17 protein-coding genes are annotated in these 22,116 nt (G+C 41.5%); 15 read left to right on the forward strand and 2 right to left on the reverse strand.

Features of this window, described 5'->3' with window-relative positions; all coding sequences use genetic code 11:
- From BGP78_RS12095 to BGP78_RS12145, 11 genes are all read left to right on the forward strand, one after another.
- Positions 1 to 720, forward strand: a complete 720-nt coding sequence (locus BGP78_RS12095; protein WP_119861606.1) for a transporter substrate-binding domain-containing protein — start codon at positions 1 to 3, stop codon at positions 718 to 720.
- Complete coding sequence (locus tag BGP78_RS12100) at positions 721 to 1,536, forward strand: hypothetical protein (protein WP_119861607.1); 816 nt, start codon at positions 721 to 723, stop codon at positions 1,534 to 1,536. It begins immediately after the preceding gene.
- Complete coding sequence (tssJ, locus tag BGP78_RS12105; RefSeq protein ID WP_119861608.1) at positions 1,521 to 2,030, forward strand: type VI secretion system lipoprotein TssJ; 510 nt, start codon at positions 1,521 to 1,523, stop codon at positions 2,028 to 2,030. Before BGP78_RS12100 ends, tssJ begins: the two co-directional genes overlap by 16 nt.
- A gap of 1 nt (position 2,031) precedes the next feature.
- Positions 2,032 to 3,354: a type VI secretion system baseplate subunit TssK gene (gene tssK, locus BGP78_RS12110; RefSeq protein WP_119861609.1), complete on the forward strand. Its 1,323-nt coding sequence runs from the start codon at positions 2,032 to 2,034 to the stop codon at positions 3,352 to 3,354.
- A 1-nt stretch (position 3,355) separates the two neighbouring features.
- Positions 3,356 to 4,576 (forward strand): DotU family type IV/VI secretion system protein, encoded by a 1,221-nt coding sequence (locus BGP78_RS12115; protein ID WP_119861610.1) that lies wholly within the window; start codon positions 3,356 to 3,358, stop codon positions 4,574 to 4,576.
- 4 nt (positions 4,577 to 4,580) lie between these two features.
- The gene (locus BGP78_RS12120) at positions 4,581 to 7,943 is read left to right on the forward strand and encodes a type VI secretion protein IcmF/TssM N-terminal domain-containing protein (RefSeq protein WP_119861611.1); all 3,363 of its coding nucleotides are present in this window, start codon (positions 4,581 to 4,583) and stop codon (positions 7,941 to 7,943) included.
- Positions 7,944 to 7,960: 17 nt separating this feature from the next.
- Positions 7,961 to 9,973 carry a type VI secretion system Vgr family protein gene (locus tag BGP78_RS12125; RefSeq protein ID WP_119861612.1) on the forward strand — a complete coding sequence of 671 codons (2,013 nt, stop codon included), beginning with the start codon at positions 7,961 to 7,963 and terminating at the stop codon, positions 9,971 to 9,973.
- A gap of 14 nt (positions 9,974 to 9,987) precedes the next feature.
- Entirely contained in the window at positions 9,988 to 10,494 is a 507-nt protein-coding gene (locus BGP78_RS12130; RefSeq protein WP_119861613.1) for a DUF6931 family protein, read from the forward strand.
- Positions 10,495 to 10,515: 21 nt separating this feature from the next.
- Complete coding sequence (locus tag BGP78_RS12135; RefSeq protein ID WP_119861614.1) at positions 10,516 to 12,831, forward strand: WH2 domain-containing protein; 2,316 nt, start codon at positions 10,516 to 10,518, stop codon at positions 12,829 to 12,831.
- 111 nt (positions 12,832 to 12,942) lie between these two features.
- Entirely contained in the window at positions 12,943 to 15,069 is a 2,127-nt protein-coding gene (locus tag BGP78_RS12140; protein ID WP_119861615.1) for a hypothetical protein, read from the forward strand.
- 9 nt (positions 15,070 to 15,078) lie between these two features.
- A complete protein-coding gene (locus BGP78_RS12145; RefSeq protein WP_119861616.1) occupies positions 15,079 to 16,314 on the forward strand; it encodes an anthrax toxin-like adenylyl cyclase domain-containing protein in 1,236 nt (411 codons plus the stop codon).
- 44 nt (positions 16,315 to 16,358) lie between these two features.
- Here the strand turns inward: BGP78_RS12145 and BGP78_RS12150 are convergent, their stop codons facing one another.
- A complete protein-coding gene (locus BGP78_RS12150) occupies positions 16,359 to 16,652 on the reverse strand; it encodes a PAAR domain-containing protein (protein ID WP_119861617.1) in 294 nt (97 codons plus the stop codon).
- Between the two features lie 325 nt (positions 16,653 to 16,977).
- On the opposite strand from BGP78_RS12150, the gene BGP78_RS12155 reads away from it, so the two are divergent.
- From BGP78_RS12155 to BGP78_RS12165, 3 genes are all read left to right on the forward strand, one after another.
- A complete protein-coding gene (locus tag BGP78_RS12155) occupies positions 16,978 to 17,289 on the forward strand; it encodes a DUF6172 family protein (RefSeq protein ID WP_119861618.1) in 312 nt (103 codons plus the stop codon).
- 171 nt (positions 17,290 to 17,460) lie between these two features.
- Entirely contained in the window at positions 17,461 to 19,275 is a 1,815-nt protein-coding gene (locus tag BGP78_RS12160; protein WP_119861619.1) for a GGDEF domain-containing protein, read from the forward strand.
- A gap of 149 nt (positions 19,276 to 19,424) precedes the next feature.
- Positions 19,425 to 20,231 carry an ABC transporter substrate-binding protein gene (locus BGP78_RS12165; RefSeq protein ID WP_119861620.1) on the forward strand — a complete coding sequence of 269 codons (807 nt, stop codon included), beginning with the start codon at positions 19,425 to 19,427 and terminating at the stop codon, positions 20,229 to 20,231.
- Positions 20,232 to 20,319: 88 nt separating this feature from the next.
- Here BGP78_RS12165 and suhB read toward each other — a convergent pair whose 3' ends face one another.
- The gene (suhB, locus tag BGP78_RS12170) at positions 20,320 to 21,123 is read right to left on the reverse strand and encodes an inositol-1-monophosphatase (RefSeq protein ID WP_119861621.1); all 804 of its coding nucleotides are present in this window, start codon (positions 21,121 to 21,123) and stop codon (positions 20,320 to 20,322) included.
- 215 nt (positions 21,124 to 21,338) lie between these two features.
- On the opposite strand from suhB, the gene trmJ reads away from it, so the two are divergent.
- Positions 21,339 to 22,064 carry a tRNA (cytosine(32)/uridine(32)-2'-O)-methyltransferase TrmJ gene (gene trmJ / locus BGP78_RS12175; RefSeq protein WP_119861622.1) on the forward strand — a complete coding sequence of 242 codons (726 nt, stop codon included), beginning with the start codon at positions 21,339 to 21,341 and terminating at the stop codon, positions 22,062 to 22,064.
- Positions 22,065 to 22,116 lie beyond the last annotated feature (52 nt).

The raw sequence follows: 22,116 nt of genomic DNA on the forward strand, positions 1-22,116 counted from the left end.
ATGCTGAAGTTATTAGCACAAATTACTTTGTTCATTGGCATAAGTTGTGCTGCTTTTAGCGTGTTAGGAAAAGACCTAATACGCTTAGCAACACACGAGGCTTATCCTTATCATTATATTGAAAATGATCGAGTAAAAGGCAGCGTGATCCGCCAAATTAAGTGTGCATTTAATCGCTTAGAAACGCCTTATCGCGCTGAGTTTAGTGATTGGGTAGATGTTGAATTACGCTTAAGAACAGGCAAACTAGATGCTATTTTTGCGGTGGCTGAAAGTGCTGTTCGCAGTGAATTTGGTGAGGTCTCTGTGCCTGTGGCAGCAAAGCACCTATATTGGTACTTTGCGGGGAATAAAATTAATATAAAAACCACTAACCCGCTTTATCAACGTTACAAAGTGGCGGCGGAGTTTGGCTCTGATGAATGGTTAGCATTAAAACGAGCAAGCTATAACGTTAAGATGAAGCCGCGCAGCGCGAGTGCTTTAGTCAAGTTACTAATCAGTCATGAGGTTGATGCGATTTTATTAGATGAACATGAGTTTGAGCATGAAATATCGCAGTTACGTTTGCAAGATACGGCGTTTTCACGCACAGAATATGGAACAATTGATTTAGGCGTGCTGTTTTCAAAAGCATTTTTGAACGATAGACCGACTTTTTTAGATGCATTTAATACGGCGGTATCAAATTGTATTGTGCCTAATAATGGAAAACAGTAAATGAATACGGCGATTTTACAAGTGACGGAATGCCCTGACGACATTCGATTGTTGTCGCGTATGGCCACCATTTCTGAACAAGGTGTGGTGTTGGGTGGCTCTATAGAGTGTGATCTTATTTTACCCAGTGTCGACGATGAGCAGGGGGATGCAGCACAGTTAGTAAAGGTATTGGTAGATAAAGCGACAGCGCAATATAAGCTGGTGGCCCTTATTGAAGGCGTAAAAATTAATGGTCGAGCGCAATTAGCAAATTCATCCGCTTTATTGTCGGATGGGGATGTAATTACATTCCATGGTTATACTTTATTGTTTTCAAATGAAAATGAGCAACAAGTTAATGTTGTAGCTGAGGGACAGTCAGCAGACTCCTTTTTTGAAAGTGTTGATGATATAGCCTTTGATGCCAGCAATATTTTTGCTGATTTAGAAAGCGAACTAGACCAAGCGCTCTCTGAGCACAATACTGAGCGTCAAAGTGACGACTTTATTGAAATGGCACAGGAATTAAAGGTAGAAGCTGCTATTTCAACTGACAGTAATCAGCGCGCGATTGAACAAAAGCTAGATCAACTATTGGCGGTGACGCAAAACCCATGGCAGCAGCAAAAGCAACTGCTTATGATGATGGATGATGTGGTTGATGAATTTATAAAAGAATTTGACCCACAATTGATCGATGAAATGGTCGGTGCGCCATCCATGTTGAGTTCCAAGCATTGGAATGCATATAAAAGTTATTATGAAAGAAAAATTAAAGAAGGGCATTTTAAACGTCAGTTTAAAGCGATACTAATTGAATGCATGCAAAAATAATACTAATACTAACCTGCTTGTTGTTGGCCAGTTGTTCTGGTGGAGATGCGTTACAGCGCTATTCTTTACCTATTAAACTGCAAATGGAAACCAACGAGCAACTCAATTGGGCGAATAATACGGCCAACCCTGTGGCTGTGCGTATTTATCAGCTAACCAAAAAAGACCGCTTTTCACAAAATGACTTCATTACATTGTTTAATGACGATACCGCGGTGTTAGCTGAGCAGCTTATTGAGAAAAAACGTTTTTATCCGGTAATGCCAAGTAGTACGAAAGAAATCACAGTAAAGTTGTTACCCGGCGTACGCTATTTAGCGGTGTTAGTTGAGTTTACTGAGTATGAAGCTGGGGCGACAAAAGCGCTGATTGAATTACCTGAAGATGTGTCAAATGATACGCAGTTGTGGCTGGGTATTAATGGCACCGGTGTAAAGTTTAATGAGATCCCAGAAGAAAGTCTGTTAGATAATTTATTTAGTTGGGGAGCTTAACTTGAGTAACAAAATTGTGTGGCGTGAAGGGACATTTTTATACCCTCAACATTTTCAACAGATGGAAGCCCATTTAGAAGGGGTGACACAACGCTATAGCGCTTTAACAACCAGTGAATTTGCACCGCATTGTGGGTTAACGCAATTGAGTATTAACGAGTCACTGTTACAACTTGGGCAGTTTTCTGTGCGTGCCTGTGAGGGCATATTGCCAGACGGTCAATATTTTAAAATGACAAAAGAAGTGGCAATGAGTATTCCTGCGGGCAGTGTTGATCAGATGGTATATTTGGTCGTTCCTGCATTATTGGGGGGAAGTAACAGTTTTGAAAATGACTCAACCACGTCGCGTTATAAAACCAGCTTTATCAAAATTTACGACTTCACCTCGAATGAACAAGAAGAAATAGAAGTCGAAACGGCCTCGTTAAATGCAGTACTTAAACTAGAGCAAGATAATCTAGATGGGTTTGTGAAACTGGCCGTTGGTAAAGTACTTGAAGTAGATGGGAATGGCGCGGTGATCATAGATCGCTCATTTATCCCAGATTGTTTAAGCATTGGTGCGGCGGATATTTTAGTCGAGCGCGTAAAAGAGCTCGAAACATTGGCTAACGCCAAAGCAAATCAATTACTTCTACGTTTAAATACCGCACTAGAAACCCAAAGTAATGCGGCGTTATTTAAAGAACAGCAGCTACTTAGTACCATTTATCATTGGTTACCTTGGTTAGAAGCCACACAAAAGACCCAGCATTACAAATTAGGGCGATTCTTCTTTGAATTAAAGCAGTTTGAAGCCGCATTGCTCAGTGTTGATTATGAGCCACGTTTGCCTTGGACTCCGCTGACATTTGAAAATTTGTTTAAACAGTTTCATGGGGTACTGTCGTGTGTTAAAGATAAGCTGTCTATTACACAGCAGCAAAATGTGATTGAGTATTTTTGGGATAAGTCACTCTTTGATAGTCGTAGAATGCTGTTAGCAAAAGTGAAACAAAGTGATGTTTTGCAATCTCAGCGTATCGTGATCGCAGTGATAGCCTCTGAAGGATATATTGCCAAAGAGGTATTTCAGACTGGATTTAAATTAGCTGGGAATAAGAGCATCGTGAATTGTATTAAAAATGCAACACAAGGGGTGTCAGTTAAAGCCTTACCTTTTCCACCGGCTGAACTAAAAGAACAAGCGGATACCACTTATTTCGAGGTGGATGTAGACGATGGGTTATGGCTACAAATCATCGAAAACAAAGAGATGTTGGCGCTGCACATTGATGCGCGAATACATGTTGATGACGTTAAACTCTTTATGATCAATTAACATGAGTACTGCAAGTTATACAGTTAACCAGTTTGCCTTGGTTGATGAGAGAAACACAGCGCTGAAAGATTTGCTCAACGAGTTTGAATGGCAGGGTGAAGAATTGATGCGTTTGAGTTTGCCGTTGATGCCGATGATAGACGCTATTAAATCTTTAGATGATCTGGCATCGCTGGATAATTACCGCGCTAATGTTGTCGGTGAATTAAAAAACATAAAGCATCGTGGGCAATCATTGACTGTGTCGCCTGCTTTACTTGATAAGTTATGCTTTATTTGGGCGGCATATTTTGATGAACGAGTTGGTTACGAGAGCGAGCTTGATACCACACAATGGCAAAATAAAACTCTGGTTAGTCAGCTATTCGGTATTCGTAATAGTGGTGAAACGTTCTTTAATTTAATTAAGCAGTTAATGGGATCTCCGAAGAAGCATTTGGCGCTGTTAAAGGTATGCTACGTGATCTTACAACTCGGCTTTAAAGGAAAGTATCACAATCATCATCGTGCTGAATTAAAGCAAATCATCATGGATATGCACTATGCATTATCCGAGCTGGGTGCGCTTGACCAAGCCATAACGGAACAACCACACCGTATTACCTTATTACGAAGACGATTAGGCTTGTTTAAAGGTATTACCCCACTGCTATTTTGGTTATCGGTGGGGGTTATATTATTGTGTGGCTTAGTCAGTTATAACCACTATTTGGGTGAAGTATATCAGCAGCAAAACTTAGAATATCAGCAAATGGCTGATGATACGTATCAGCATATCCAAAAATTACAGCCGCAAAAAATGTATATGGAAAATACCCAATTCTTTGAACAAGCGACTTACCCGATAGACGCGGAGGCTGACATTGCTCCCAGTCGTAAACTGCTAAGTGATATGACTTCACCGATGATTGCCCCTGTAGCACCGCTTGCAGATAAGAGTGAACATATACACCTATCTGATGTGGATGATCCGACCACACAGAGCATGAGTGAGCCTGAGGTACAGTACTTAGTGCAGATCGGCGCATTTAAAAATATGGAGCGGGCTGAGAAACTACATAATGCCTGCACAAACTCTCAGTATCCTTTACAGATAATCCAGCGCCAAGCGCGTCAATTTGTTGGGTATGTCGCAACGGGGTTTGCGCAAGCAAAAGTCGCGAGTGATCACCTAACGGAACGTTGCAATATTAACCCTTATATAAAAAAAATCAGTGAGTAGTTAAATGGTGCGAATTATTCTCGCGAGTGTGTTAATTATTGTCAGCCTTGTAATGGTTGGGCTGAGTATTTGGCTCGACTTTTCTGATATCTATTACTGGGTTAGCGCACTGATCGCGGTATTAGCCATTGTGGTTTATTTCTCCCCAAGTATGAAGGCTTTCGCTATTCGTCGATATAGGCGTGGCAGTCAGTTTAAACAATATTCTTTGTTGTATCGTCGAATTGCTAAGAAGATTAAGCTCAGTAGCAATATTTATGATACAGCATGGTATCTCGTTGCCTCTGAAGAGAATATCAATGAAACATTTGCACAGTTTAATCGTGTTAACTTGTCAAATATGCCTGCAAATATTGCCGTTTATCATGTACAAGGTGCGTTAATTTGGCATGTGAAAGCGAGCCATAAAGCTGAACGAGCGCATTTTCTTTCTTGGCTCAATCATGTGCGGCCTAAGCAACCAATCAATGGCGTATTGTTGCTTAATGATGCGTTTAGTTTGATCCAGCGTGCACAAAAATTGAAACAAGATCACCTTGCAGATGTTAAGGCGCAGTTAGAGTCACTTTACTTACTCAGCGGCTATAAAATTCCTCTGCATTTATTTTTGTGCGGCGTGAATAAACTGGATGGCATAGCAGAGACTTTGCATGAACAAAATGACTTAGGTGTACTGTCGTTCTTTTTAGATGGAAATAACCACAAGGTTACTGACACGCTCAACCAAGCCTATGATGATCTTTTTAAGCGCTTATTTGCGCATAACTTACATCAAGTGTCGTTACAACTAGACGAGGGTTTTAAGCGAAAGCAATTACTAGGGTCAATGCAACTGCAATATTTAAAGTTGTCAGTCACAGGCTTTGTTGATGAGTTGCTAGATTTTAACGGTTTAACGGTGCCCTTTAAGTTAGAAAGCTTTCATTTAGTCGAGTCAGAAACCGCTTCTCAGCGCGTTAATTTAGCCACGGCGCATGCGTTGATTGAAGTGAATCAAACTCGTTTACCTGTAGTACAAGAGTCTAATTTAAAACCAAAAGCCCAATTAACAAAAACATTTGCGGAACATGTTTTACCGACCTCACATGGTGCGCCAGCGAATCGCTGGAAAATGTGGCAACATGGTATTAAACAAGCAACGATGTTTACATCGGGGGCTGCGGTGTTGCTGTTAGCAAGCTGGATTGGCTGGCAAGCTTATACCTATAACGAAGCATTACATTCTGAATTTAGGGCAGTGCATAAGTCATATAAAGCGAATTTGGACAACTCCACGTTTAATATTGACGAGCCTTCAACCATTGTTGAACCCCTGATATTGTTGCGTTCTGCGTATGTAAATTTTAATCAAGCTCAGTTATCAAAACCGTGGTATGCACTGGATGTTTTAACATCGATAGAGCGGGCTGAGCACTATCAAGCTTTATACAAAAATCAACTGTCAGTGGCTATCGAACCCAGTATGAAAAAATACTTGGAGGAAGAGCTCTTTGTTTATCTTGAATTAGAAGATTACCTAAAAGTGATCAATGTAAAAGATGTTTATTTGTCTTTTTCTAACCGAGAAAATAAAGCGGTGGTGCTACAGTATATGTCGACATCTTTGCTCGAAAGTGGGGTGATGGATGAGCTACAAACAGAACACTTTATCGCGTTGTTAAATGATTTTTATGAGTTAGGCTATGAGCCGGTTGTTACTAATGATGAGTTATTGGCCATTGTTGATAGTCAATTAGCACTGCAAGATACCAATCAATTAATGTACAAATACGTTAAGCAACTTCCCCAGTTTAACCGACTTATTGATATTCGTCCGGCTTTGCTAGGTGACGCCTTAAAAAATACCATTTTGTTTGAAATTAAAGGTGAAAGTAGTAGTTTTTTGGTGCCTGCGTTGTACACACCTGAAGCCATGCAAAAACTGTCATTTGTGCCTGAATCTGAATTTATGCAGCAAATGGTTAACAATAACCACGGCTTATTTCAAACACCCCCGACTCAACGTGAGCTGACGCGTATTGGTAATTACCTCAAATACAGTTACATCAACGATTACACGCGTTTTTGGCAAAAATATTATCAGCGTTTAGCGTTGAAGCAGTCATTGACCTTACAACAGGTTATGGATGCGTTAACCTCGAATGAAAAATCTCCTTTGATGCAATTGTACGGTACATTGCGCAATTATGTGGTGATCCCAACAGTTGACGTGCCAGAAGCTGTACCAAGTGGCAGTGTTGCCAAACAAGCACCGAAAGGGGTTGCTGTAAAAGCAGCAAAAGCTGAAAAGTTGGTTAAATTAGCCAGTACAAAACTAGATAAGCAAAAGTTACTGGATATTGCGCAAGCGAATGAACACAACGAGATCAGTGAGAAAATCAGGCAGTCGTTCTCGCAGTATCAACTCTTAGCGGGTGAGCAAGAAGCGATGCGTAATGAATATCAGGCATTTTTACAGCAACTGATCGCTTTAAAAGCATGGATGACCAATGCGGATGATGATGTGATCCCAGGTTTGACTTATTTTGAGCAAATTCAAAGTAACCGTAATATTGATGCGTTTTCTGGCTTATGGCTGAAGCAATACTCAGAACGTCTTATGCAAAGTTTAGCGGTATTAACCGTAGAGAAAACAACGCAACATGTGAGAGAAAAGGTTCAGGGTTACCTGCAAACTCATTGGCAAAGTTCCGTGGTAAAGCCTTACAGTGATTCAATTGCACCGTATTATCCTTTTGCGTTGCAAGGAGAAGACCTGAACTTAAATTCATTGGCGAGTTTTTTTGCGTCAGATAGCAGTGTAAGTAAATTCGAATCTGAGATTTTATCTCACTTTTTACTGGTAGACACACAATATCAAATGGCGATTTTTAATCGAAATGCCGTGATATCTCTGCAGCCTGAGATAGTGCAATTCTTTACTCAGTTCAAAAAAATGCGACGCCAGTTGTACGGTCAAGCAAATGAGCTGCAAGCCAAAGTGACCATTAAGCCATTATCATTGTCACCACAATTAAATTCATTCACATTAAGCTCAGGTGATATTGAATTGCTTTACACACATGGTCCGTTGATAGAGGTAAAAGGGGTGTGGCCAAAAGATTTCTCAACGGAGCAGTTAACCGTGACCTTGGTTGATTTGAATAACCAAAAACAGATGCAAAGCTATGAAGGGGTATGGGGCTTGTTACGCCTTATCGATAAACACAAAGTCAGTGTTAATAAAAATACATTGATGATGCCTTATCAAAATGAGGCTGGAGCAACCTTAACCATAAATGAGGTAGGTAATACACAAAGTTTATTGAACCCACTTTTTTATGGCCAATTGACCGTGCCTCTGCGCTTAGTGCAGCCCCTTAGATAACACGCTGGAGTTATATTATGGATACCTATATTGCGGGTGAAACCAGCTATTTAATTGCTACCACAGAGCAGGGGAAAGAATACCGCTTAAATACTTGCTCCGTTGCCGACAAATTGTGTGAAGGCGTATCAATTACAATGCAATTGATCACGGATGGCGACGACATCTCGAGTACACTGGGTGAAACTTTGTCGCTGAGTTGGTATCAAGATGTGGCTGGGCGGCCTAATAAGCTGCTTGATTATAATGCTTATGTGGTGGAAGTTGCAGAACAAGAAGCCAATGCCGATTCCATACGCGCATTTTATATTCGTTTAGAGTCTTGGCTATGGCTATTACGCTTTAGCCGCACATACCGTATTTACCAAGCGCAAACGGTCAAAGATATATTGTCAGATATTTTTGATAATGCGGGCTTTAAGGGCATGTATAAATTTGGCTCGATGCCTTCGACCAAAAAAGAATATTGCACACAGTATGATGAAACTGATCTTGAGTTTGTTACCCGTATTATTGCCGAAGCGGGTGTGGTGTTTTTCTTTTCACAAAGTGATGGTAAGCATACTTTAGAGCTGCAGCTGGCCTCTGCTCCTTTTGATGACAATAAGTCTGCAAAATTTGATCATAGCTTAGTTAAATCGGCAAAAAACTTGTTAATACAGTCTTGGCAGCCAGAACAGCGTTTAGCAAAAAAATCATTGTCTTTATCTGGATATAATTACGCAAAAGCGAAATCTGAAACCGGAAGTGCACAACAATCTTCAAGCAATGTGACAACGGTTGCTAATAGCAGCTTTGAGCATTTTGCTTTAAACAGTGATGCCGGAGATTTTACTGACGTAAGCACACTCGCAACGCAGCTAAATAATGCCCAAGAAGCACAAGCAAGTAATATTCGAATGACCACAGACGCCAATGTGGTGTTGGTTGGCAATATGCTTTCGGTTGAGTCACATGTAAATACACAACAGCAGGGGCAATATAATACGCTGACTGTTGAGCACCAAATAGATGTGACACAAGCAAACGTTGGCACAAGCTATGTGTGTCATGTTACGTGCCGAGATAGTGCGTTAGCATTAACCCCGATGTTAGTTGAGAAGCCAGCAGTACGTGGGATCACCAGTGCATTGGTGGTAACCGATACAGGGTCATTTGATAGCAAAGGCGAGATCAACCAAGACAAAGACGGCCGCATTAAAGTCCATTTTATGTGGGATGTCAGTGATGCGAAGTCAACCAGTTGTTATCTGCGCGTCATGCAGCAAACTGCCGGGAGTAATGCGGGAATGCAGTTTATACCGCGTATTGGCGATGAAGTTTTAGTTGATTTTATTAATGGTGATATTGACCAGCCGATCGTGATCGGCAGTGTTTATAACAGTGGAGTTCAACCGCCTTATGCACAAAAAGACGCGACGCAATCAAGCATAAAAACAGGATTGGCAGAAGATACCGGTCATGAAATTTGTTTTGATGATAAAAAGGGGGAAGAAAAACTCTCGATAAGCTCAGGCAAAGACTTAGATATCACAGTGACTAACAATGCCACGACCTTAGTGAATGCTGAAGATGTACTCACGATAAAGAAATCACAAAAAACTACTATAGAAGAGTCTCAAACTGTAGCGGTGACTAAAAATTATAGCCTCAAAGCAGATAAAATCGCGATAGAGGGAGAGTCAGAAATAGAGCTCAAAGTGGGCAGCAATAAAATTACCATTAGTAGTTCTGGTATTAAAATTGAAGCCAGCAATATCGAGCTAAAATCAAGTCAAGACACTAAAATATCGGCACTCAATTTAACCACCTCTAGCAGTGCATCGACTAAGATAAGCGCAACCGCAAATGTTGATATTAAAGCCACAGCGCAAGCTAATTTAGAGGGGACTGCAGGCGCCAATGTGAAGTCGACGGCTATCGCAAAGTTGGAAGGCACTGCTGGTGCACAAGTGACTTCAACCGCAATGGCTAAATTAAGTGGTGCAGCTATGGCTGAGATCACTGGTGCATTGGTCAAAATTAACTAAGGGTGAAGGTTTTCGTGGAAATTATTAATGCCCAGATAGTGGGCGAGCTGAAACAACAGACAATCGCGGTTATTTTATCTAAATATCAGCCCTCCAAAGAGGCTCAAGCGATATTAGATCCAACGTACTCTCCTGAACATGCGGTACAGCAATTATTAAAAAATGAATTAGAACGAGATGCAATTCAACTTATTGCACATGGATTACCCGTGATGCTCGCAATTCGTTGGGGCGGGCGCGTTCTCAAGCAAAAGCAAGATATAAGCGCCGAGGGCATGAAGCTGATGAACTGTGTTGAAAATTGGCTTCACTCACCGAATGAAACATTACGTATTCGCGCGCAACAGTTAGCTGAACGCATTGGGTTAGATACCGATATTGGTTGGCTCGGCTATGCGGTTTTTTGGTCTGGGACGGGTTCTATCGTCGCACCAGAGCTCCCTGTGGTGATGCCACCAGATAATATGGTGGGTCATGCGATCAACGCGGCCATTTTATTGTCTATGATTGATAGAGCCTAGTTTTTTGTCTTTGGGGTGCTTATGTCGTTTGCAACCACACATATTTTAAATACATGGAAGTCAGATACCAACATTCGTCTGGCGTCACGTGGCGCTTTGCTGCGTAAAGTTGATGCAAAAGTCGCTGCTTATTGTTCAACTCCTACGCCTGAGATTTTTAAAGAGTTAAAAAGCGCGTACTTTTTGTGGCAAGTGAGCAAAGAAGAAAAGTACTTAAACCTAGATGGTTGGCGTTCTAGTCAGCGGAATCAATCTGATAAACAATTTCCCGTTGAGCGCTTACATAACTTTCTATTTCCCAAAGAAGAAGATCAACAAATTGATGATTTTTCGTTGCTGCTCACCAAAGAAGCGAAGCGGGATTGTGTGCGTATTCTTTATGGCAGCAAAGCAAAGTTTTTGTACAAAGATGATTTAAAAGAGATGGTCAAACAGGCCAAAGAAGACATAACAGAATCCCGCCGTGAAAAAACGGAAAATGATCGCCAAACGCGTGCTAATCACAATGATGAACAACGCAGTGAATCGTCAGAGATCAATCAAATAGCCAGCTCAATAGCCGTACAAATGAAAACGGGGAATGTGATGGCGGCCCAAGTTAAGCAAGGGTACGGGTGGATCAAAGACATTGCTCACACAATTTATGAGTTCTTAAAAGGGATCGCTGAAGACTTTATCAAGTTCGTGAGTGATTGCTGGGTGAGTATTCGGGATTTGCTAATTAGTTTAGTGGCGGAAGTGTGTATCGCTTTAGTCCCTGGGATCAACTCGATTGTATCGGCGGGTAAATCAGTAAAAGAGTATACTGATGCCGTGAAAATTGCCGTAAAAGGCTGTTATCAGCGTTACAAAGATAGCAAAACAATGATGCTTGCTAATAAAACGTATCAACTACGCACGGCATTAATGACGTTTGCTAATAATCAGTTTTTATTGGCGATGCGCGATGCTGCCGTGCAATTAGTCAAAGCGCTAGAAAATAGCTTTTCTGTTGTTTCAGGGATCACAGTCCCTGGCAATGTCAGCAAGGTTTTATCACTTACTGCGTTTTATATTAAGAAAATAGCGGTGCTTGCGAAAGAGTATTACTTTACTCGAAAGCTCAATCGGCATTTATCGCAAATCAACAAACATAACCCTTATGTATCTGATGAATTATTAAAAGACCCGTTGATAGCGGCATATTTAATTGTGAACGCCACAGATTCGACGTTATTTGCCACCGTTCGAGACAATCAAGATATGGCAATTTGGTTAGATTATTGCACCGAACATATGTCGGAATTTGACTCGTTAAAAGAGCGAGCCCAAGAGTATATCGAGTCACGAAAGATCCGCTTAAAGGGGCTTAAAAGCCAATCAGATGCAGTTGGCCCAGCGCCTTTTTTATTGCATATTCAAAATTTTGAGAAGTCGCAACTTAGCAAAGTTGAGTTATCTAAACCCAGCTCTTTATTAGATGATATTAGGCAATTTGATAAGTCGTCTTTGAAGCACGTCGATACGCAGGTGAAGCGTGGTAAGGGATTGCTGGATGAAATTGAATTACATAACAACAACAGCTTGCGAACAACCAACACAGTAGAAAAGCACGGCATAGGTGTACTGGATGAAATTACGCGCTTTAATCGAGAACAGTTAAAAGAAAGCGAAACACAGGTAAAACAGGGGACCAGTGTATTAGATCAAGTTGAGTTATTTAATCGTAAAAAACTGGCGTCAGTTCAAACCGTGACTAAGCGCGGTGAAAGTGTATTAGACCAAGTAGAATTGTTTAACAAAGCGACGCTGTCACAACAGCGTACGCAGGAGTTTGATTATTTAGCGCAGATTAAAAAAATAGAGCTGTCGTTGCAAGCACTCGATTATCGAATTATTAATCGTACCATGGTAGGCCATGCTTCGTTAAAAGGTGCATTAAATACGTTGGAGAATCAGCCCGTTTCTGTTGGTCAATGGAAAAAGCTGACGTGGGTTAAATTTGGCCGTCGTCATGAAATCACAAAGTCGATTGATAAGGGCGTGGGTATTTACTATAAGTTCTTTACTCAACGCGCTCAAAAGGCGCTAAAGCCACGTAATTGCCAAGCAATAGAGGGATGTTTAAACGTCATCTCACGGCGTTTGGAAATATTGCAACGAGACGTTTTATACCCAGTGCAAGCATGGTTAATGCAATTAGATTCAACACATAGAACCAGCCCAAGGAGGCCAGCAATGACTAAGCTTAATGCAGCTGCTCAGTCAGAACGCAATGCGTTGCAAGAATTGGCGATGTCTTTGGAAAAATTAAATACCCGTTACACGATGATTGCAGGTCAAAAAGGAATTAATTAACCCTGAAAACTTCTTAGGGATCAGTAATGAGGCCTAGAGTCGGTTTGAACACGTCACTGGGGCTGGAACGGCCTGTTATGGCGTATAATTAATTTTAAATGAAAGTAAGCGATGACTATTAGTAATCATAAAAGTGTTGAAGTAGCAAAAAAGCTCGGTGATCAGTTAGCCATACCTATTTTATGGTTTTTGATGGTGTTTAGTATACTCAGTGCGGCGTATAGCAGTTTTATTATTTATCAAAAATATAATCGCTTCCAATCTGAAATAAGAGCACAAGTCCAGCAGCAAACCCACTCTGCATCACAGCAGATGGGGAGTAAATTAGTTACGACGATGCAGGCAGTTGACGCATTTGCTGAACGTATCACTGCACTTGAGGATAAACAGCATGCGCCTCAGTTACTCGCGGAAACATTTTATAATAACGAAGACATATTCTCACTCAATGTGACATTTCACCCATATAAATTTGACCGTTATACGCGTTATTTTAGTCCTTATTATGAGCGTTTATCTGGGCCAGATAAAAAGTTCGACTTGGTCGATTATGACAAACCCGATGTGGAGTTTAGTTGGTATCATCGACCTTTGAAAGAAGGGCCTATTTGGACCGAGCCATATTACGAGCCTCAAAATAACGTACTGATGAGTACTTACTCTGTGCCGTTTTATGACTCGTTGGCCGCGAAAAATAGTAATGCCGCGCCACTGGGCGTTATTCCTTCTGATGTGTCTTTGGATCATTTAACCACATCGTTGAAAAAGCTGAAGTTTGGCTTAGGGGGATATGGCATTATTTTTTCGAAGCAGCAAAACCTCATTTCTCACCCTGTTTTTGCTTATGTGAGAGAAGGGGAAAGTGTGACCAGCCTATCGCAAAAGCCAGAGTTTAAATTCTTAAATAAGATCGGACAATGCTTTGATGATGATCTTGATTATCTCTTTTTTAATGGTGAAATAATGGACAATGACGAGCACTATGCTGCTTGTACTAAAATTCCATATACTGATTGGATATTGATCACCAGAATGTCGGCAGATATGTTCGAAATGGACAAGGATGCAAGACGACAAATGAATATTGTGGCTGTTGGATGTTATGCTGCGGCGTTCATTTTTGCCATCTTACTTTGGACTCGTCAGCAAAAGATAAGTTGGGCGCAGAATAATGTGTCTATTTCGTTGTTGTTGATATTGAGTACTGTCATGGTACTAGAGTTCGCAAGAAGCTTTAACACCATTGAAGAGCCGAGTACGGTAGTGATCACGTCTACCGCTCAACGAGAAGCACTGGAAACGAGCTACCGTAATCGTATGTTGCAGATGCGTATCGCAGAACCTAATTATGTGGCAACGGGTATTTATGTTGAATCCATTGAGTTTGTGAATGCCAATAACGTTCATTTAACTGGGCTAGTATGGCAAAAGTTGACGGCCAAGCAGCGCGCTGTGATCCTCCCGCAGGTGAAATTTAATGAAGCGATAGAATCGACAATCACCGAGCAATACAGAAAAGAACTGCAAGACGGTGGTCTCGTGGTGGGGTGGTATTTTTCTATAGAAACGCGTCAGCAATTTGATTATTCGAAATACCCCTTTGACCACAAGAATATTGTACTGCGATTAAACAGTGCAGATTTAGGCAGTAATATCGTATTAGTCCCAGATTTAGAAGCCTATGAAAAGTTAGGGAAAATGGATAACCCAGCGATGGCAGCAGACATTGTTTTGGAAGAGTGGCGTTTAAAACAAAGTTATTACAAGTACACGTTCCAAAACTATAACACCAACTTTGGTATGGATAGCTTTGTTAATCAGGATATTAGTCCTGAGCTCAATTACAGCATTAATATAGAGCGAGAGTTTTTAGGACCATTTGTGACGACATTATTGCCGGTCATGGTGATGGTGTGCCTATTGTATGCCTGTATTGTCAGCATGGCATATACGCCTTATGGCGACTTACGAAATAACATTACCGCCGTGGTATTTACCATATTGTTGGCACATTACAGTATTCGCGAACATTTACAGATAGATGAGGTCGTGTACTTCGAGATATTTTACTTTTTATTGTACTTATTAGCGTCGGTATTTATGTACATTGCGCATAAATATTATAAGGCGGAAGCCGTAGGCGGCGACGCTAGATTTTACAAAAAAATTGCAGGTGTGTGGTTTTGGCCGATATTGAGCACACTGATCTTTATAACAACAATTCTCACGTATTACTAAGGAGCTGCTGTGAAAAATGGCATCGAAAATGCGGAATTATTAGCCGGGATCCCTCAGGCGCATTCTGCGGTATTTGCGAAAGTTGCAGAAGAAACAAACAGCGTCGTGTCGACACGTGCGGTGGGTATATATGCGACGCAATTGATAAATGAAGGGTATGCGACCAAAGGGTATCATGTAAAAGCCAAATCGTGTGACTGGGGACCGATGGCGGGGTTTGTTTTGGCTGATCCTGCGCTGGGGAAGAAGGGCACAGGAGGCAAGGCTGTCGGGTGGCAAGAAAATAAAGTCGCGGAGGCGATTAATAAATATGGCGCAATGGCCATTCCACTTTATATTTCAGAAACTCGCCGGAACGGCTTACCAGCATTGATGCTCAGAGCAAAAAAGCACTATAAGCAGCAAAAAGTCAGTGACGATATGTACACTATCACGGCAGCGGCAAAAGATGGTCAGCATCATACCTTTGTTTTGATTAAGGTGGCGTCGTTACAACAAGGTTCTAGAGCATACAACCCTAGCAGCAGTGACTGGGCAGTATGTTACGGGCCAGATAATGAACTGGTGCAAGCGTGTGCTGATGCACGAAAACAGGGTGTGACACTTGAAACAGGTCAAACCTATGTTCAGTTATGTGGATTAACAAATCCATTAGGGTATGGCGCAAAAGCCCCATCGAACTTTAAAGGGGTGCAAACCGGCGACTATGACTTGTGGGGCGTTTTTCCAAAGGAGCGCTTTTTTTCTGAAGAAGAACGACAAGTCGTGCGTGCTGCAACCAATGGTAAAAAAGATAACTTCTTACAACGTGACGTAGATGGAAGCGATACATTTATTCGCACATATGAGGAGTATGGTCGTCAAGAAGGTGCCCATACTGGCAATTTATCTTTGTTACTGGAAGAAATTGCCGTGCGCGTCAATGCCGGTTGTATGAAAGCAGGCAGCGGAGGATGGGTCGTGCACCACAGTGATGAAGCTGGACGGCCTATGGTAGATGAGCTCGATTATGAAGCCGTAGTTTATTTTCCTGATGGGCGTATTTGGATCATGGAAAGTGAGCAAGATGTACGAACATTACGGGCGCAATTGGTGCAAATGCAGTACGTACCCTTGTTTAATCCGATATGGAACTTTAAATTAGGCTATCAGTGGATGAAAATCCTTGTTGAATGGCTCGACAGGCATGGCACTATGAAAGGCTTCCCGTTAAAAGAGTATGAAAATCTTTCTTTAGGCTTTTAATGATAAATAAGGCAGTGACAATGTGACTGCCTTTATTATTGAGACTAGCCTATCAGCACATTGGGCATGCCTAGCACTATATTACCGCCGTGACTGGTCATATCTCCCATTCGTACCGCCGGTCGACCACTTATAAGCACAGTCACACTGCCTTTTACTATGCTATCTGGTGGCCCAACACACACGGCTAAATCACCCACTACAGCTGCAGGCAGACTACCGATGAGGACATTTACGACGCTAGGACCTGATATTGGGCCGCCTACGTGAGGAACGACCCCAGTTACCATAGGGCAAACATGCATATCTGTAATTCTGGCTGCGGGGAGTCCTGGCATAATAGTCACTTTGTGTGCTTGATGTATTACTGAGTCTACGCAACTGGCAATGAACTGCAATAGATATTTTGTTGGAAGTGGGTGTGCTGTTACTCTCTGCTGCGCAGCAACGAGGTATCACTTACTATGCGTGCACTGATTGGTTTTTAGGTACAGAAACGGGTGACTGACAGTGTGAGCACTGAATTACTGCACAAAGTAGCATTGTATGCAGATAAAGCTACTTTAGTATTCGCTACCATCCATAAATTACAGTAAAATAGATAGACTAACTTCTATAACTCGGCAGATTTTACGTAATAGCTGTCCTGACACAGAGATCATCATGAAAAAAACTTTTGCTTTGACGCACCCTAAGTTAAAACCTGCACGTTTAGTTGACGCTATAAAATACGAAGTGAAAAAATACCTTCGTCGTGAGCGCAATAAAACATTACCGGCAGGTGTTGATTATTGGGATTTTGATTGTCGATTTGGTCACACTGAATCTCAAGCAGACGTTATTAAAGTCCACGAAATTAATAAATGTATTGATGAAGCAGCGCGACTGGAGCAGCCATCATTTTACCTTGAAGTCCTCGTCAAGCATGGCTTTAAAACAGCAAATGATGACATTGATTATGAAGATGCTGAGTAATTGAGTCGGTATTTTAAGTTAAGAAGCCAGTGTATGAACACTGGCTTTTTTTATGGATAACCACCTTATAAAAATAGTGCTTTATAGGGACAGTTCGGCGTGTTGCAATAAAATCGTCATAAAATCTTGATAGCGTGTTTGATTATTACTTGATCATGTGGTCGGAATTCAGTGGACAAAGCGCCCAATAACACCTCGCTTGACTTAGCAGCATTAGAAGAATTATTACACGAAGGCGCTGTACGTACTTTATTTCAACCTATCTATGATATTGCCAAGCAACATGTACTTGGTTTTGAAGCGCTTAGTCGAGGTATTGCAGGATCCAATCTTGAACTTCCCGACCGCCTTTTTTCACTTGCCAGTGCTCATGGCAAGCTTTCAGAGTTAGAATTACTTTGCCGAGAAAAAGCCATTGCACGCTTTGTCGAACAAGACTTGCCAGGAAAGCTCTTTATAAATGTGAGCCCAAATACATTACTCGACCCAAGCCACCCTAAAGGCGAGACGCTGCATTTAGTTGAAAAGTATGGTTTAGCAGCTAACCGGGTTGTGATTGAGGTCACTGAACAAGATAAAGTCGATGACGGATTTTTATTATTAAAAACCATAGAACATTACCGTCAGCTTGGTTTTAAAATCGCCATTGATGACTTAGGCGCCGGATATTCAGGGTTAAAGCAATGGTCTGAACTACGGCCTGATTTTGTAAAAGTTGATCGCTACTTTATCGACCATTGCGACCAAAGTATTGTGAAGCGAGAATTCCTAAAATCGATAATTGAGTTAGCAAAAGTAACCAACACCTCCGTGATTGCGGAAGGGATTGAGCGATTAGAAGAGCTATCTTTACTAGAAAAGTTAGGGATTGAGCATGCACAGGGGTTTTTGCTTGCAAGACCCGCGCATCAACCTCCAATTATATTAGATGCAGTACAAGTGATGCAATTAAAATTGCGGCCACAAGGAGATTACAGCGAAATGACGATGTCAGTGGGGTTACTAGCACAAATAGAAAGTGCAATCGATCAAGCAACGCGTTGCAAAGATGCACATAAACGCTTTGAGCAGAATAAGTTACTGATGAGCTTGGCTGTCATTGATGCCCAGCAGCAACCAGTTGGTTTACTACATCGAGATCAATTAACTGAAGTATTCGCCGCCCCCTATGGTCACGCTTTGTATGCGAAAAAGCCTGTTACGGAGTTGATGGATAAGCAGCCCCTTATTGTCAATGAGAACGCAAAGTTAGATGTGGTGAGTCAGCAGATCACAGAGCAAGAGTTTGACATTCGCCGTCATATTATTGTGACTCGAGATGATCGGTATCTTGGCTTAGCACCACTACGAGATATTTTGAAACACATTACAGAAGAAAAAATTCGCCATGCACAACACGCAAACCCATTGACGATGTTGCCGGGTAACGTTGCGATAAATGAAGCGATAGAACAAAGGCTAAGAGCGCATCATAACTTTTCTTTGGCGTATGTGGATTTGAATCACTTTAAACAATTCAATGATCTGTATGGCTACGCCAGTGGTGATAGCGTCATAAAGTTATTGGCAGATGTGACAGTTCAAGTGTGTAGTCAAAGTAAGTGTTTCGTGGGGCATATTGGCGGAGACGATTTTATGGTGGTATTTGACGGTACGGATGCGGAGCATTTATGTCATCAAATCATTAATCAGTTTGAACTCCAGTCTAAAGCATTTTTTACCTCTGAGCATGTGGAAGCGGGAGGCTATTGGGCGACTAATCGAGAAGGGCAAAAGCAGTTTGTGCCATTATTGACACTATCGATTGGGCTAGTAAGGCCTGATTTAGATAGCTGTAACAATAGCCATCAAGTGGCAGCGCTCGCCACAGATGCAAAGAAAGAGGCTAAGCGCTATCGCAATAGCTATTTATTTGTGTGTAATCGACGAAAGCCGGCTGCGCCTGTCGTTAGAATTAAGAGTCAAGCGCAAGAGTGCTTGGTATAAAATAAACACAATCACTGTCATTAAATCAGCAAAGAAGTGTGTACCTGTGTGAGCTATGAGTTTAGACTTTTGGTGGAGTACGAGTGATAATTCTTGAGTAACGGGTCGCGAACGTGTAGCTTAATTGAAAACAATCTTGGAGCGAGCATATGGGTAAATTCATATGGCTGTGCCTATTGTGTAGTTGGGCTAGTACATCTTATGCGGTATCAACTTTATACGTTGCAAAAGAGCAGCGTGCGCTTTATGACCGTGATTTATACTTATATGAGTTGCTTGATAAAGCGTTACTGGCAGCCCAATTTGAGGTAAAAGTAGAGCATATTGAAGTGCACCCTCATCAGCAGCGTACGTTAATGGCGTTGAGTCGCGGTGAAGTTGACTTACATTGGAGTATGACCAGCCCAGAGCGAGAACAATTGGCGATAGCGATTCCTGTGCCGTTGTTTAAAGGGTTTATTGGTAAACGGGCTTTGATGATAAACCGTATGTACTTAGCAAGGTTTGAAAAAATAGAAACCAAAGCGCAATTGGCTAAGTTAACCGCCGTGCAAGGCCATGATTGGCCTGATACAAAAATTCTCGCATTTAATGATTTGCCAGTTAGGCCGATGTCTAAATATCAAGCCATGTTTGCGATGGTTGCCAGAGGCAAAATAGATTATTTCCCACGTTCTTTTATTGAAGTTGCCTCAGAGCTTGCCGAACAACACAATGACGACTTAGTGATTTTACCTAATTTATATTTGCAGTACCCAAGTGCTTTTTATTTCTTCGTGAGTAAGGAAAAACCTGAGGTAGCGACTGCACTGAAAAAAGGGTTAGCACTGATGCAGCAAAACGGTGAGTTTGATGTGTTATTTGAGCGCTATTTCTCGGCCAAGCTTAATGCGTTACCTATGGATAATGCGAGAAAAATCTCACTACAGAACCCCTACTTTGAAGTGCCGAAGTAATTATTATTTTAATAAAATGGACATTAACAGCAAATATATAGGCAAGAAAAAAGGAGGCATGTGCCTCCTTTTATAAAAACAGATTAAATTAGCACAGTAATGATTCAGTCAATACTGGGCGAATTTCTTTTACCACAAGTTGGCAAAGTTTTGGTGAACCACAAATGACGTTACCACTTTGGTTGTAACCTGCACCACCTGCAAAGTCCATAACCATACCACCGGCTTCTTTAACGAGTAACTCGCCAGCTGCTGTGTTCCACGGTTTTAGACCTAACTCGAAGAATCCATCAATACGACCTGCAGCAACATAGGCCATATCTAACGCAGGAGAACCAGCGCGACGGATGTCAGCGGTGTGGATGAATAATGCTTTGAATGCTTCAGTGTAAGCATCTAAGTGGTGTTTTTGTCTGAATGGGAAACCAGTTGCTAATACTGATCCTGCAATATCATTGCTTTTCGTGACACGAATACGGGTATTGTTTAGCTGAGCACCTTGACCACGAGAAGCGGTGAATAACTCACTGCGAATTGGATCATAAATAACAGCTTGGTCGACACGACCTTTCACTTTTAATGCAATTGATACTGCAAAGTGAGGAATGCCCTTGATGAAATTAGTTGTGCCATCAAGTGGATCGATAACCCATTGGTAATCTGCATCAGTGCCTTCAATTACACCTAACTCTTCACCGACTAATGAGTGGTTAGGGAAAGCTTTTAAAATCGTATCGCGGATGATCGCTTCAGCGTCTTTGTCGATGTTCGTAACAAAATCGTTGCTACCTTTTTGTTGAGCTTCGATTTTTGATAAATCTTCACATGCACGTAAGATCACTTTACCTGCATTACGCGCAGCGCGTACCGCAATGTTTAACATTGGATGCATAGCATTACCTTTGGGTTGTAAAAGAACAGTATTATTTCAAGCCGGCGTATTTTAGCGACTTTTGCTACAAAGTAAACAATAATTATGAAATTAAGTTGGTTGTTTTTTATACGCAACTGATCTTTCTAAACTAATTTTTTTACTGCGGGTTTTACTATGGGGCTGTTCGCAAGCTGTGGTAAACTCCCGCATTATTTTTATCAGGGCTTATAACGATGGCATTAGAAGACATTCGCATTGTATTAGTAAATACATCTCACTCAGGCAATATTGGTTCAGTCGCACGCGCGATGAAAACGATGGGATTATCCAAACTGTTTTTGGTTGACCCAGCTTGTGAAGTTGATAGCCATGCGAGTGCTCTAGCTGCGGGCGCCACTGATGTACTCGGTGCTGCAACCACGGTAAATACCTTATCTGAAGCAATTGATGGGTGCGCATTAACCATAGGCACTAGTGCACGTTCACGTACATTGTCATGGCCAATGGTTGACCCTCGAGAATGTGCTGAAAAATTGGTTAAAGAATCAAATACGGGGCCTGTCGCATTGGTGTTTGGTCGTGAAAATAGCGGTTTAACCAATGAAGAGTTGCAACTGTGTAACTTCCACGTATGTATTCCAGCAAACCCTGAATATAGTTCGTTAAATTTAGCAATGGCAGTACAAACTTTAACGTATGAAACGCGTATGGCCTTCTTGGCGACGCAAGAAGTCAAAGTTGAAGAAGATGACGCGGTTTATCCAAGCGCTAAGCAAATGGCGTTATTCTATGAGCATTTAGAAAGTACACTCAATGAAACTAACTTCATTGTAAAGCAGCACCCTGGCATGGTTATGACCAAATTAAAACGCTTATTTAACCGCGCTCGTCCAGAAGATCAAGAGCTTAATATTTTGCGCGGTATTTTAACCTCGATTAATAAATCGACACAAAAATAGCCATTGTAAATAGGCTGTTTGGTCGAACACGATTTGCACAAGATAATACTTG

The organism is Pseudoalteromonas sp. MSK9-3 (genome assembly GCF_003590335.1).
Classification (GTDB): Bacteria; Pseudomonadota; Gammaproteobacteria; order Enterobacterales; family Alteromonadaceae; genus Pseudoalteromonas.

What these genes read in the sequence shown, in the direction of transcription:
- BGP78_RS12095 (WP_119861606.1), top strand. Translation starts at nt 1, where the DNA reads ATGCTGAAGTTATTAGCACAAATTACTTTGTTCATTGGCATAAGTTGT.
- BGP78_RS12100 (WP_119861607.1), top strand. Translation starts at nt 721, where the DNA reads ATGAATACGGCGATTTTACAAGTGACGGAATGCCCTGACGACATTCGA.
- tssJ (WP_119861608.1), top strand. Translation starts at nt 1,521, where the DNA reads ATGCATGCAAAAATAATACTAATACTAACCTGCTTGTTGTTGGCCAGT.
- BGP78_RS12115 (WP_119861610.1), top strand. Translation starts at nt 3,356, where the DNA reads ATGAGTACTGCAAGTTATACAGTTAACCAGTTTGCCTTGGTTGATGAG.
- BGP78_RS12120 (WP_119861611.1), top strand. Translation starts at nt 4,581, where the DNA reads ATGGTGCGAATTATTCTCGCGAGTGTGTTAATTATTGTCAGCCTTGTA.
- BGP78_RS12125 (WP_119861612.1), top strand. Translation starts at nt 7,961, where the DNA reads ATGGATACCTATATTGCGGGTGAAACCAGCTATTTAATTGCTACCACA.
- BGP78_RS12135 (WP_119861614.1), top strand. Translation starts at nt 10,516, where the DNA reads ATGTCGTTTGCAACCACACATATTTTAAATACATGGAAGTCAGATACC.
- BGP78_RS12140 (WP_119861615.1), top strand. Translation starts at nt 12,943, where the DNA reads ATGACTATTAGTAATCATAAAAGTGTTGAAGTAGCAAAAAAGCTCGGT.
- BGP78_RS12150 (WP_119861617.1), bottom strand. Translation starts at nt 16,652, where the DNA reads ATGCCAGGACTCCCCGCAGCCAGAATTACAGATATGCATGTTTGCCCT.
- BGP78_RS12155 (WP_119861618.1), top strand. Translation starts at nt 16,978, where the DNA reads ATGAAAAAAACTTTTGCTTTGACGCACCCTAAGTTAAAACCTGCACGT.
- BGP78_RS12165 (WP_119861620.1), top strand. Translation starts at nt 19,425, where the DNA reads ATGGGTAAATTCATATGGCTGTGCCTATTGTGTAGTTGGGCTAGTACA.
- suhB (WP_119861621.1), bottom strand. Translation starts at nt 21,123, where the DNA reads ATGCATCCAATGTTAAACATTGCGGTACGCGCTGCGCGTAATGCAGGT.
- trmJ (WP_119861622.1), top strand. Translation starts at nt 21,339, where the DNA reads ATGGCATTAGAAGACATTCGCATTGTATTAGTAAATACATCTCACTCA.